This is a genomic window from Herminiimonas glaciei (assembly GCF_042664955.1).
In the GTDB taxonomy this organism is placed as follows: domain Bacteria; phylum Pseudomonadota; class Gammaproteobacteria; order Burkholderiales; family Burkholderiaceae_D; genus Oxalicibacterium; species Oxalicibacterium glaciei.
This window is the reverse complement of the sequence record NZ_JBHTBU010000001.1, coordinates 1,991,638-2,003,681: the sequence shown is the minus strand read 5'-3', so window position 1 is coordinate 2,003,681 and position 12,044 is coordinate 1,991,638. Positions and strand designations below refer to the sequence as shown.

Here is a 12,044-nt window from a genome sequence, read left to right as displayed (position 1 = left end):
AACGGGATTTCAGCGAGGAACTACATGCTGATGTATGGGGTTCAGTGGGGTGGCTGATGGGGCTCGAACCCACGACAACAGGAATCACAATCCTGGACTCTACCAACTGAGCTACAGCCACCACTGATTTACAACTATCTGCCTTGCAATGTTCTGCAGGACAGCTGCGCATTATACAAAATTCATACGCAGCTGGCAAATCAATTCAAGAAATGAGGTGAAATTTCCTTAAGCCGCTGTTTTGGCAGACATTTCGGTCACGGTCGGGTGCTGGTTCAGCAGGTTTGCGAAGGCCGCCACCAGGGCGCTGCGACTGCCGGTGGTGAAGGCTTGCAGCGAGCCGGCCGTGGTTTCAAAGCGTTGCAGGCCACGTTGTTGCAGCAGGCGCTCCAGCTGGCGCGACACCGCTTCGCCGGTATCGATAATGGTCACCGGTACCGCGCTTTCACGCTGCGCAATGGCTTCTATTGCCGGTTGGACAAAAGGGTAGTGGGTGCAACCCAGCGCCAGTGTATCGGCACCGCCACGCAGGAGTGGCGTTACATAGCGCTCCAGCATGGCAATCGTTTCGGCCGAATCCAGTTCGCCTTTTTCGATTTGCTCGACCAGGCCGACGCAGGCTTGCGTCAGGAAAGTAATGCCGGTGCTATTGCTGATCTGATCGCGCAGCGCGATGAAGCGGCTGCTGGCCAGGGTGCTGGCAGTGGCCAGTACACCTGCTTTGCCGCTTTTACTGAACACAGCGGCTGGTTTCAGGCCGGGTTCGACACCGACGATGATCAGTTTTGGGTAGTGTTGGCGCAGCGCTTCTATCGCCGCTGCCGTCGCGGTGTTGCAGGCGACGACGATGGCCTTGATGTTCTTGGTCGCGAGGAAGGCGGTGATATCCAGCGTGCGCTCTATGATGGCGGCGTCGGATTTGCCGCCGTATGGTGCATAACCGGAATCGGCAAAACACAGCAAATGCTCGGATGGTAAACGCGCCTGGATATGGCGCAGCACCGATAAGGCACCGACGCCCGAATCGAAAATTCCTATCGGTGCGTCGGCTGCAACTGGGTCAGGATAAGCGGAAAAGCTCACAGTGTCGTTCAGCTCTCTATATGGTCGGAATGTGCCGGATCAGACTGCGGAAACAGGAATCTCGTTCAATCGGATCTTTTCGATTTTTTCTTTCCATTCCTTAGGCCCTGTGTTGTGTACCGAAGTACCGGTGGAATCGACCGCGACCGTTACCGGCATATCCTGCACATCGAATTCGTAAATCGCTTCCATGCCCAGGTCTTCGAAGCCCAGTACCTTGGCATGTTTGATCGCTTTGGATACCAGGTAAGCGGCACCACCGACGGCCATCAGGTACGCCGATTTATGTTTCTTGATCGCTTCAATTGCGGTCGGACCACGTTCGGCTTTACCGACCATCGAAATCAGGCCGGTTTGCGCCAGCATCATTTCAGTGAATTTATCCATGCGGGTCGCAGTGGTTGGGCCCGCCGGGCCAACGACTTCGTCACGTACCGGATCGACCGGGCCGACGTAGTAGATGATACGGTTGGTGAAGTCGACCGGCAGTTTTTCGCCTTTGGCCAACATGTCTTGGATGCGTTTGTGCGCAGCATCGCGGCCGGTCAGCATCTTGCCGTTCAGCAGCAGGGTTTGGCCCGGCTTCCACGATGCGACTTCTTCTTTGGTCAGCGTGTTCAGGTCGACACGTTTGGATTGCTCGGTATCCGGCATCCAGTTGACCTTAGGCCAGTCGGACAGGGCAGGCGGATCCAGATATACCGGACCGGAACCATTGAGTACGAAATGCGCATGGCGGGTCGCCGCACAGTTCGGGATCATCGCTACCGGTTTTGATGCGGCGTGCGTCGGATGCATCATGATCTTCACATCGAGCACGGTGGTCAGGCCACCCAGGCCTTGCGCGCCTATACCGAGTGCATTGATCTTGTCGCACAATTCGATACGCAATTCTTCAGTCTTGTTTTGCGGGCCGCGTTTTTTCAGTTCGTACATGTCGATGTCTTCCATCAACACTTGTTTTGCCATCAGCATTGCGCGTTCCGCGGTACCGCCTATGCCTATGCCCAACATGCCCGGCGGACACCAGCCGGCGCCCATCAGCGGCACGGTTTGCATGACCCAGTCGACGAGTGAGTCGGAGGGATTGAGCATGACGAATTTGGTTTTGTTTTCCGAGCCGCCGCCTTTGGCTGCGACCTGTACATCAACGGTATTGCCCGGAACCAACTCCACATGCACCACGGCAGGCGTGTTGTCTTTGGTGTTTTTACGCTCGAAATGCGGATCGGCGACGATGGATGCACGCAGTGTGTTATCCGGATGGTTGTAGGCCTGGCGTACACCTTCATTGACGGCATCGGTTACCGAGCCGGAGAAGCCTTCAAAACGCACACCCATACCGACCTTCAGGAATACGTTCACGATGCCGGTATCCTGGCACAGCGGGCGTTTGCCTTCGGCGCACATGCGTGAATTGGTCAGGATCTGCGCAATCGCATCTTTCGCGGCCGGGCTTTGTTCTGCTTCATACGCACGGGCCAAATGCTGGATGTAATCCTGCGGATGGTAGTAGCTGATGTATTGCAAAGCGGCTGCTACGGATTCGATTAAATCGTCTTGTTTAATGATGGTCATGGCAGTATCGGCTAGAAAGTGATGACGGGTTAATGGGAATCGCTGATGGCAGCGGTTTGAGCCATGATGCGATCACTATAGGCGATTGCCATGGCGGAAAACAGGAATACGATATGGATGCCGGTTTGCGCCAGCAGGGTCTTGGTATCGTAGGCAGAAGCGTTGATAAATGTTTTCAGCAAGTGGATCGATGAAATACCGATGATCGCAGTTGCCAGTTTTACCTTCAATACCGAAGCGTTTACATGTGACAACCATTCCGGCTGGTCCGGATGGCTTTCGAGGTTCATCCGCGAGACAAAGGTTTCATAGCCGCCGATGATCACCATGATCAGCAGGTTGGAAATCATCACGACGTCGATCAGGCCCAAAACCACCAGCATGATGGTTGTTTCATTCAGTTTGCTCGGTTTGACCGCGCCCGGGATCGCCACCGCGTCCAGGATATGTTGCAGGGAATCAGGATTGCCGAGCACGGCGCCGATCAAATCCGATAATTCAACCCAGAAATGAAAAACGTAGACGCATTGCGCCAAAATCAGACCCAGATACAATGGTAACTGTAGCCAGCGCGTCATGAAAATAAAGCGGGCCAGCGGCGGTATCGGCTGTTTTGTTGACAATTCGTTAGTAGATACGGGTGTTTTCATGGGAAGCGTTGGGTTAAGCAGGGATAAAACGGAAGACTGCATTTTACACGTGCCGACCGTTTTCCTGTGCAGTACAGGTCGCCGATTTCAGCTTGTCGGAGCCTAACCACGGACTCGGAATCGTGTAAGGCTTCAGTAAGTGTAAAAGCATATTGTGAGTAACAAATAAAATCCATATTGGAGGGGACAATGTCCAGCATCGAGAGCTTCAAACAAGAGGAGCGGGTATTCAATCCGCCTGTAGATTTCGTAAACAATGCCGCCATCAGCGGCATGGATGCGTACAACGCTCTATGTACTGAAGCCGCGGAAGACTACGAAGGATTCTGGGCGCGCCTGGCGCAACAGAACGTCCTCTGGAGCAAGCCCTTTACCAAACGACTCGATGAGTCGAATGCACCTTTCTATAAGTGGTTCGAAGACGGCGAGCTCAACGTCTCCTACAACTGCCTCGACCGCCACCTCACCAATGGCAATGCCGACAAAGTCGCGCTGATCTTTGAATCAGACGACGGCAAGGTGACACGTGTCACTTATAAGGAACTCTACGAACGCGTCTGCAAATTCGCCAACGGCTTGAAAGAGCTGGGCATCCAGAAGGGCGATCGCGTCATTATTTATATGCCGATGTCGATCGAAGGCGTAGCTGCGATGCAGGCTTGCGCACGTATCGGTGCCACCCATTCGGTGGTATTCGGCGGTTTCTCGGCCAAGTCGCTGCAGGAACGCATCATTGATGCCGGCGCGGTGGCGGTACTGACTTCGGATTACCAGGTGCGCGGTGGTAAAAACCTGCCACTGAAATCCATCGTCGATGAAGCGCTGACACTCGGTGGTTGCGACACTATCCGCAATGTCGTGGTCTACAAACGTACCGGTGGTGAGATGAATTTCGTCGCCGGTCGCGACATCTGGCTGCACGACCTGGTCGACAAACAAAAGGCCGAATGCGAACCGGTTCCGGTCGGTGCCGAACACCCATTATTCATCCTCTACACTTCCGGTTCGACCGGCAAGCCTAAAGGCGTCCAGCATTCATCCGGCGGCTACCTGCTGTGGGCGATGCTGACGATGAAGTGGAGCTTCGACATCAAGCCGAACGACGTCTACTGGTGTACCGCCGACATCGGCTGGATCACCGGCCACACCTATGTGACTTACGGGCCACTGGCTTGCGGCGCGACGCAAATCGTATTCGAAGGCGTACCGATGTTCCCGAACGCCGGCCGCTTCTGGGACATGGTGCAAAAGCACAAGGTCACCATTTTCTACACTGCACCGACTGCAATCCGTTCGCTGATCAAGGCGGCTGATGCAGATCCTGCCGTCCACCCAAGCAAATACGATCTGTCCAGCCTGCGTTTGCTGGGTTCGGTAGGCGAGCCTATCAATCCGGAAGCGTGGATGTGGTACTACAAAAACATCGGCGGTGAACGTTGCCCGATTGCCGATACTTTCTGGCAGACAGAAACCGGCGGCCACGTCATCTCGCCGATGCCGGGTGCGACACCTATGGTGCCGGGTTCCTGCACCTTGCCATTGCCGGGCATCGCGGCGGCGGTGGTCGATGAAGTCGGCCACGACCTGGCAAACGGCAAAGGTGGCCTGCTGGTTATCAAGCGCCCATGGCCATCAATGATCCGCAACATCTGGAATGACCCTGAGCGCTTCCAGAAAAGCTACTTCCCGCATGAATTGGGCGGCACCATCTATCTCGCCGGCGACGGTGCGATCCGCAATGAAGAAACCGGTTACTTCACCATCACCGGCCGTATCGATGACGTGCTGAACATTTCCGGTCACCGCATGGGGACGATGGAAATCGAATCGGCACTGGTTGCCAACCCTATCGTGGCCGAAGCGGCAGTGGTCGGCAAACCGGATGAAACCACCGGCGAATCGATTTGCGCCTTCGTGGTCCTCAAGCGCAGCCGCCCGACCGGCGACGAAGCCAAACAGATCGCGAAGGAATTGCGTGACTGGGTGGCGAAAGAAATCGGTCCTATCGCCAAACCGAAGGAAATCCGTTTTGGCGATAACCTGCCGAAAACCCGTTCCGGCAAAATCATGCGTCGTCTCTTACGCGTACTGGCGAAAGACGAAGTCATCACGCAGGATATTTCCACTCTGGAAAACCCGGCCATCCTGGAACAGTTGAAGCAGGCACAGTAAAAACAGTAGTCAAAACGATTACCGGTAGTGCTCGAAAAAGCCGTCGCGGCGACCAGTTGCGGCGGCTTTTTTATAGCGGGAAGGGCGCTAAAGCAGGAAAACGGGTATTTTTCGGGAAAATTTTGCTATAATCAGCGGCTTCGCTAAAAAGCAGTCCGCGAAGACCAGATTCAGGAGAGATGGATGAGTGGTTTAAGTCGCACGCCTGGAAAGCGTGTGTAGGTTCATAGCCTACCGGGGGTTCGAATCCCCCTCTCTCCGCCAAAATACAAAAGCCCGCTATGCGGGCTTTTTTGTTTGGCGCAGAGAAGTAAGCCGCCTGCGCGGCTTACGCGGGGGATTCGAAGGGTTGCGCTTGCAAGCGCAACCGCGGCCTGCGGAACGTAGGCGAATCCCCTTCGTCGCACTAAAACAGTTCGTGTTTAGCTTGAGTGCATCAAGAGCCTACTAAGCTCTTGATGTACCGACAGAATGCTAAGGAAATCAAACAGTTAGACGGCCCGTTGAAAAACTGGGCCATTTTTTATGGTAGGTCGGTGAACAGTCCTGCGATTTCAATCTGGATTGGAAGGTGTAAGTTGACTGTATACACACCAATGTATGATTCGAATACCTGATCGAGAATGACAGTTTTAGCCTTAAGCAGGCGCTTACTACCTAAGAAATTACAGCGAAAAGAAAACAGTGCTAACCAAGGTTCTGCTTTGCTTCCGCGAAGCGTGAGTAGACTTTATCTACGCGACCTTCAAAGATCATTCGACCGACGGTTTTTCTGTCGGTCCAGTATTCAGCAGTCAGCGAATCCGGTTTGTATTTCGCGCCGTGCGTGGAAATTGTCGCAGCTCCAACGTGCCGTTCACTGCGAACTCCGCGGAGTTCGATGCCGGGAGTATTGGCGTATACAACCGACACATTAAAACGATTGCCGCATGGTGTAGGCTCAATTGCATGGGCGAGTAGGCAGGACTCAGATTCAGGTGTCATAAGCTGAATTTGTAGCTTGCTCAATGTCTGCACGATCCCGGCGTATGCTGTAATCAGAGGAATTTTCTCCCCAGTTTCAGGGTCGATCCACTCCGATTGAATTGTAACTTTCCAAGTGCCGCGGAGGTCGGGACGATCAAAAAGCCAGCCGTGAAAAATAGGCAAACGCCAAAACAAATGTTCCATCGCTAACGCGACAATTACAAGGACGCCAACCACCGTGCTGAAGGGGGCAAGGTGGTCCCAGGAAAGCGGCGTTCCTTGGAGCCAAAGAGCCAATCCCCATGCAATAGTCGCAATGGCAAGTGCTACCGTAATCTGAAGGCGTGTGAACATGACTTAGATAATACCAATGTACAGACGGGCACGATCCACGAAGGCTTTAAATTGCTTGCGTTTCGTGTCGTCACCCTTCAATAAGTATTTCCATTCGCTCACTTCGCCCCATTCCTCGCATAGGGCCATGTCAGACAAATGGTAGGACAGGTGATTCAAGACGGAGGACACATCTTCGTACCATGTGGTGTGCGCGAAGCAGGTATTAGGAGCATTCCAAACGAGGCATTCGACGTTGAAACCTTTCAGTGGTTTGGATTCAGCGATATTTTCTTCATCCATAATGTTGCGAAGTTTCTTCACGATACGGACAACACCGCGATACGCTCGGCGAGTATCGTTGTTCTTAGTGTTGCCGTTTTCGTAATGCTGAATTGGCCACTCGTCAGTATCGTATAGACGTTCGGGCCAGTTGATGATCCTGCCACCACTGTCAGGATTCAACTGTGTTCCGCAAATGTACGTGCCGTTAACTGCATAACGACGGTGAACCATGAGAGGTACTACGTCAGCATCGACACGATATGTGTTTTCGTGAACATCGAAAGCCTTATCACCGCGAGAAACAGCTGCTCGTCCAAAGTAGCCGACGAGAGCCTTTTCAATGTCGTTCTTGAAACTTGAGTATCCGTATTCAACGGTAATCACGTTGAAGTCAGCATCAGTTTTGCCGGGGGGGTAATCGGTGCCGAACAGATTGCCGGTGTAGAGAACACCTATATCTACGTCACTATCCTGCCGAACATTCACCCTGTTGCGGTAGGAGCCTTGAACAAATACTTTGGTCGCCGATGCTACTTTCGGGTCAGCGGCGAGCGCTTTCTTAACCGCAGTAATTGCGTTGTTGATCTTATCGGTCTCGGTCTGGCTCGGGGCTTGAGCCCATGATGTAAATCGATCATTCCATGTCGTGCTCACAAGCTTTCTCCCCGCTTATTCGAAACTTCCTGTGGATAGCAGTCGTAATGACTATCTCTAATTTTTTAAAAGTTTAGCAATTCTGCCCGGAAACTTGCTTTGGTGCACTCTCAAATGTTGGGGGAGACGAAAACGTCGGTTATAAATACTCTCTTGACGGAGGGCATACCATGATCAAGTGGAGCAAGCTTTTACAACTATTGAAACAAACTAATACTGTATTGCGGGGTGCATGATGAGGCAGCTTCCCATCTACCCACGACATGTCACAGCGCTGGATCAACAGTTTTCATTCGAGGATACCGAGTCTTCCAGTGTGAAAAGCATTGAGCAAGACTTTGATGATGAGACGTTAGAACACGTAATCACCATCGAGTATCGTGTGAAGGTGGCGGAAGCGCCTGATCCCCGAATTAAGCAGGAATACAGCGATAGAGGACTGCGAGCGCGTCAGGAGATCATCGATGCATGGCGTGACTGCCTGCGGCCGATGCTAGAAAAGTATCCCGATCTCGACAAGTACATTTGAACTCGGGATATGGTTCAAATTCGAGCTGCTGGCACCCGAGCGCGGGTCCCCAAAAGCAGGATTGGCGGTGTAATAGGAACGTATACACACCATTGTTCGATTGGAGCACTTTGGTGTGCTCCAATGTCCGCAATCGGCCAGAAGCGGACAGTCATCAAAAAAAAAGCCCGGTTATACGGGCCTTTTCTGTCAATGGGGGCGGCTATCTAAATCAGCGTTGCGCTGAGTTATCTTTTTCTAATTCACACTGTGTCGACAAACATTGACTGACCAGTCAACCGTCGACTGGTCAATGGCGGCATGTACTGGTGAATTAGCCAATTCTGTGACTATGCCTCGCGCTGCTTTCTCGGCATCCTCTGTGCTGTCCCACAACAACATGTCAATAACCGTACCGTCTTTTCGCTGGGATATGCGTCTAAGTATGAAACCTGGTTGCTTCGCCAGCCAAATGTCCACATCTGCATTTGCAGTGATGAAGTCATCTATGGTCAGCCCCTTTGATAATGAAAAGGAAGTAATCTCGATTGCTTCTGTCTTCATTTAATTTCCTTGTAAGTGCCCATCAATGGCGATATCACTAATTGTTGTATCCGCAATAGTCTCTGCAAAGCCGTTCCCAAACACGAGTGAGGGTGTCTGAAAGCCCGGCTTATACTCACCAGCCAGAACTCTTCGGCCAGCTTCAGCTGATGCCATGGCGGTAAACGTGTAGCCATTTACTGTATCGAGCAGTGCACGGGTCACGTCTCCTTCTTTTCCCGTAATTTCAACCACCGCGCGGTACCGATTAGCTAAACGCTCTTCAGCATTGGGGCCATCAGGAAGCGTTGACAAATCTCCGCTCGGAAAGCTGTCGCCGGCAATGTGAACAAACGTATCTATATTGGGAACCTGCGTAGCGCGCCAGATGGTGAGCAAATCGGGCAGTGTGACCGGAAAACAGTCCACTTTACCCATGCCAAAATCGAAGGGTTGTAAGGATGCATCTTCTATTTTGAGTAATTGACCATTTGCACGATGAAAACTTGAATCGGTCAGGCTCGCAGATGCACTAATTGCCGAGCCACGTGACATTGGTCCTTTGACCTGTAAGGCCAACCGGATTCCCTGAGGGCTTGCGACACGCTCGATAGCGCGTGCGGTTAAACAGCCCAGTATGGCGACGCTACCGCCACTGCCCGGTAGAAGCATGACGCCCGATTCAACTGCTGCCGCGCTCAGAGCTTCGGCAAGCTCATAACTGTATAACTCAGCCGATACGTCAAGATAATGCACACGTTGGCTAATCGCGGCTCGCATGAGTATCTCAGCTGTTCGCGCGAATGGGCCCGCACAGTTCAGTACGACAGAGACATCTGAGAGCGCAGTTTCAACATCCTTGAAATCATCCAGGGAGAAAGCCTTGTAAGGCACGTTGAGTTCGGCAGCCAATGTTGCAAGTTTCAATTCATCACGGCCTGCAAGAATAATTGGCGTTCCAGATTCGGCAGCATATTGAGATGCCATGCGACCGGTGTAACCGGTCGCACCGTAAATAAGTAAAGTGCCCATGCCTTATACCTGCCAACTTTTGTATACGAATTCCAAGCTGTACCCATCTGGGTCCAGGACATTTGCTGCGTAATAGCGGGGGTCATAGTGCAGCCTGAATCCAGGCTCGCCATTGTTGCTGCCACCCGATGCCATGGCTGCTGCGTAGGCTTCATTGACGGCGGCTTCGCTGCGCGCGAGAAATCCGATGTGCGCGGCACGACTGTCCACTACACCTTGGCGCAGCCAAAAGGACATGCGACCGTGAGCGCCAAATCCCTTGAGGTCCGGATGTCCGGGTGGTCCATCTTTGCCGTCGTAATCGAGTCGAGTCGTTACACCAATTGGTGCAAGGACAGTCGTGTAAAACGCGACAGAACGGTCAATATCGCTTACCGATAGGAATACATGGTCCAACATAACATTCTCCCTTTAACATCAGATGTTGAAGCCGCCAGCGACTTCGATGGTTTGTGCATTTATCCAGCCATTGTCTTCAGTTAAAAGACCGACGATTACTTTCGCTACTTCCTCTGGTTCTCCAACCCGCCCCAGAGCGGTTTGGGAGGCCAATAGAGTCTCGAATTCATCATTTAGCCCACCGCCCAGTTCCGTTCGAATTGCGCCGGGAGAAACGGCATTAACGCGGATGCGGCGTTCGCCAAATTCTTTTGCCATGTATCTGGTAAGCACATTCAAGCCTCCCTTAAAGGCGGCGTACGGCGCGACGCCAGAGAAAGCGACACGAGTAGTTGCGCTTGTTAGATTGACGATACTGGAGCCTTCCTTCATTAACGGCAGCAGCTTTTGGGTAAGGAAGAATGGGCCTTTCAAATGGACGTTCATCAGTCCATCGAACTGTTCTTCTGTCACGCTCTCGATGAGATTGAATAGACCATAACCAGCGTTATTAACAAGGCCAGCTAGTTGTTTGGTGTTCCAAACGGTATCCAGGCATTTTTCGACGTCACTACGAAACGCTAGAAATGAGCTTGTATCACCCACATCTAGCTTCAAAGCAACCGCCTTTCCGCCTGCGCCGTAAATCTGATTCACAATTTCGTCAGCCTTCGTTGATTGGCTGTTGTAGGTGAGGATGACACCAAATCCGCGACGAACACATTCCAGCGCCGTACTTGCTCCGATTCCACGGCTCCCGCCGGTGATGATGACAACGTTCATGAAGAAGCTCCGATAAACTTTTATAAGAGCCTCTACAATATATATTGACGTTGAGGTGGGCATGCCAATTCACGCCTTAAACCTGCCTAATCCTGCTTTTCGATTGCTTACTGTGTTTAGCTGATGTCTAATCGCAGCATGGATAATCAACTGAATGAGTTGCGTGCGTTAGCGGCACATGCTCAAAATCGACGTACCGAAACTGGCATTCCTCGTGTGGCAATGGTGCAAGGGACTATTCCGGAACACGAGCTGGCGGCAGTTTACGACCCGATGATTAATCTCATTTTGCGAGGTAGTAAGTTAATGACGGTGGGTGGGCGAACCTTGCAGTATGACCCATCAACCTATTTTGTTATGTCTGTAGACCTTCCCGCTGCAGGTGTAGTTCGTCCCGAAGATAGTGGAGAGCCTTATCTTGCAGTAAGTCTGACCTTGGATGCGGGCATAATTGCAAATCTCCTTGCCGACCTGCCTAATACTGTAAAGAAAATTGATGATTCGTCAGGATTTTCTGTTGCCAAGGTGACGCCAGAACTGCTTGACGCATGGGTTCGCATGCTTCGACTTATGAACCATCCGAATGATATTCCTGCGCTGGCGCCCGCTTATGAGCGTGAAATTCTCTATCGAGTCATAGAGGGGCCTATGGGATGGATGCTGCGTGACATTGCTCTGCCAGATACTGCCCTGTCTAAGGTTAATCTGGCAATCCAGATGATTCGTCGCGATTATGCAGAGCCTTTGCGTGTGGATGACTTGGCGGATAGTGCCGCTATGAGCATATCTGCATTCCACCGTCACTTTAAATCAGTCACAGCGTTAAGCCCGGTTCAATATCAAAAGCAAATTCGCCTGCTAAAAGCGCGCACTTTGCTCATTTCTGCCGGCTACAGTGTTACGGCAGCAGCCTATGAAGTCGGTTATCAAAGTTCGACTCAGTTCAGCAGAGAATACTCCCGTCAGTTTGGGCAACCTCCGGCCAAGGACGCAACGAGACTTGCTCTAGCAATGAGGCAATAAAACATCAGAGAATAAGCACTTTGGAATCTGTCTGCTTTGGGTCGATAGCGGCCATT

The 12,044-nt window shown here is 52.1% G+C and carries 12 protein-coding genes and 2 tRNA genes; 4 read left to right on the top strand and 10 right to left on the bottom strand.

The window, feature by feature from the left end; translation table 11 throughout:
* Positions 1 to 45 precede the first annotated feature (45 nt).
* The 4 genes from ACFQPC_RS09035 to ACFQPC_RS09020 form a co-directional block, all read right to left on the bottom strand.
* Positions 46 to 121 (bottom strand) — tRNA-His (locus ACFQPC_RS09035).
* A 107-nt stretch (positions 122 to 228) separates the two neighbouring features.
* Positions 229 to 1,083 (bottom strand): glutamate racemase, encoded by an 855-nt coding sequence (gene murI / locus ACFQPC_RS09030; RefSeq protein ID WP_382271538.1) that lies wholly within the window; start codon positions 1,081 to 1,083, stop codon positions 229 to 231.
* Between the two features lie 39 nt (positions 1,084 to 1,122).
* Positions 1,123 to 2,661, bottom strand: coding sequence for a fumarate hydratase (locus ACFQPC_RS09025; protein WP_382271537.1), 1,539 nt, complete (start codon positions 2,659 to 2,661; stop codon positions 1,123 to 1,125).
* 29 nt (positions 2,662 to 2,690) lie between these two features.
* Positions 2,691 to 3,311, bottom strand: a complete 621-nt coding sequence (locus tag ACFQPC_RS09020; RefSeq protein ID WP_382271536.1) for a TIGR00645 family protein — start codon at positions 3,309 to 3,311, stop codon at positions 2,691 to 2,693.
* Between the two features lie 189 nt (positions 3,312 to 3,500).
* Here ACFQPC_RS09020 and acs point away from each other — a divergent pair, with 189 nt between their 5' ends.
* Both acs and ACFQPC_RS09010 read left to right on the top strand, forming a co-directional pair.
* Positions 3,501 to 5,483, top strand: a complete 1,983-nt coding sequence (gene acs, locus ACFQPC_RS09015) for an acetate--CoA ligase (protein ID WP_382271535.1) — start codon at positions 3,501 to 3,503, stop codon at positions 5,481 to 5,483.
* A 173-nt stretch (positions 5,484 to 5,656) separates the two neighbouring features.
* A tRNA-Ser gene (locus ACFQPC_RS09010) sits at positions 5,657 to 5,747 on the top strand.
* Between the two features lie 423 nt (positions 5,748 to 6,170).
* Here ACFQPC_RS09010 and ACFQPC_RS09005 read toward each other — a convergent pair.
* Complete coding sequence (locus ACFQPC_RS09005) at positions 6,171 to 6,803, bottom strand: Cap15 family cyclic dinucleotide receptor domain-containing protein (RefSeq protein ID WP_382271534.1); 633 nt, start codon at positions 6,801 to 6,803, stop codon at positions 6,171 to 6,173.
* A gap of 3 nt (positions 6,804 to 6,806) precedes the next feature.
* Positions 6,807 to 7,721, bottom strand: a complete 915-nt coding sequence (locus ACFQPC_RS09000; protein ID WP_382271533.1) for a nucleotidyltransferase domain-containing protein — start codon at positions 7,719 to 7,721, stop codon at positions 6,807 to 6,809.
* Positions 7,722 to 7,953: 232 nt separating this feature from the next.
* Here ACFQPC_RS09000 and ACFQPC_RS08995 point away from each other — a divergent pair, with 232 nt between their 5' ends.
* Complete coding sequence (locus ACFQPC_RS08995; protein WP_382271532.1) at positions 7,954 to 8,250, top strand: hypothetical protein; 297 nt, start codon at positions 7,954 to 7,956, stop codon at positions 8,248 to 8,250.
* Between the two features lie 237 nt (positions 8,251 to 8,487).
* On the opposite strand, the gene ACFQPC_RS08990 is transcribed toward ACFQPC_RS08995, so the two are convergent.
* From ACFQPC_RS08990 to ACFQPC_RS08975, 4 genes are read right to left on the bottom strand one after another with little or no spacing between them, the layout of a single operon-like run.
* On the bottom strand, positions 8,488 to 8,793 hold the full coding sequence (locus tag ACFQPC_RS08990) for a hypothetical protein (RefSeq protein WP_382271531.1): 306 nt from the start codon (positions 8,791 to 8,793) through the stop codon (positions 8,488 to 8,490).
* Positions 8,794 to 9,804, bottom strand: a complete 1,011-nt coding sequence (locus tag ACFQPC_RS08985; RefSeq protein ID WP_382271530.1) for a saccharopine dehydrogenase family protein — start codon at positions 9,802 to 9,804, stop codon at positions 8,794 to 8,796.
* Positions 9,805 to 9,807: 3 nt separating this feature from the next.
* A complete protein-coding gene (locus ACFQPC_RS08980) occupies positions 9,808 to 10,203 on the bottom strand; it encodes a VOC family protein (protein WP_382271529.1) in 396 nt (131 codons plus the stop codon).
* A gap of 18 nt (positions 10,204 to 10,221) precedes the next feature.
* Complete coding sequence (locus ACFQPC_RS08975) at positions 10,222 to 10,965, bottom strand: SDR family NAD(P)-dependent oxidoreductase (protein WP_382271528.1); 744 nt, start codon at positions 10,963 to 10,965, stop codon at positions 10,222 to 10,224.
* A 123-nt stretch (positions 10,966 to 11,088) separates the two neighbouring features.
* Between ACFQPC_RS08975 and ACFQPC_RS08970 the strand changes: the two genes are divergently transcribed.
* Positions 11,089 to 11,988 (top strand): AraC family transcriptional regulator, encoded by a 900-nt coding sequence (locus ACFQPC_RS08970; RefSeq protein ID WP_382271527.1) that lies wholly within the window; start codon positions 11,089 to 11,091, stop codon positions 11,986 to 11,988.
* Positions 11,989 to 12,044 lie beyond the last annotated feature (56 nt).

Excerpts from the sequence above, each read along its gene's own strand:
- ACFQPC_RS09025 (WP_382271537.1), bottom strand. The coding sequence starts at position 2,661 with ATGACCATCATTAAACAAGACGATTTAATCGAATCCGTAGCAGCCGCT.
- ACFQPC_RS09020 (WP_382271536.1), bottom strand. The coding sequence starts at position 3,311 with ATGAAAACACCCGTATCTACTAACGAATTGTCAACAAAACAGCCGATA.
- acs (WP_382271535.1), top strand. The coding sequence starts at position 3,501 with ATGTCCAGCATCGAGAGCTTCAAACAAGAGGAGCGGGTATTCAATCCG.
- ACFQPC_RS09005 (WP_382271534.1), bottom strand. The coding sequence starts at position 6,803 with ATGTTCACACGCCTTCAGATTACGGTAGCACTTGCCATTGCGACTATT.
- ACFQPC_RS08995 (WP_382271532.1), top strand. The coding sequence starts at position 7,954 with ATGATGAGGCAGCTTCCCATCTACCCACGACATGTCACAGCGCTGGAT.
- ACFQPC_RS08990 (WP_382271531.1), bottom strand. The coding sequence starts at position 8,793 with ATGAAGACAGAAGCAATCGAGATTACTTCCTTTTCATTATCAAAGGGG.
- ACFQPC_RS08985 (WP_382271530.1), bottom strand. The coding sequence starts at position 9,804 with ATGGGCACTTTACTTATTTACGGTGCGACCGGTTACACCGGTCGCATG.
- ACFQPC_RS08980 (WP_382271529.1), bottom strand. The coding sequence starts at position 10,203 with ATGTTGGACCATGTATTCCTATCGGTAAGCGATATTGACCGTTCTGTC.
- ACFQPC_RS08975 (WP_382271528.1), bottom strand. The coding sequence starts at position 10,965 with ATGAACGTTGTCATCATCACCGGCGGGAGCCGTGGAATCGGAGCAAGT.
- ACFQPC_RS08970 (WP_382271527.1), top strand. The coding sequence starts at position 11,089 with ATGTCTAATCGCAGCATGGATAATCAACTGAATGAGTTGCGTGCGTTA.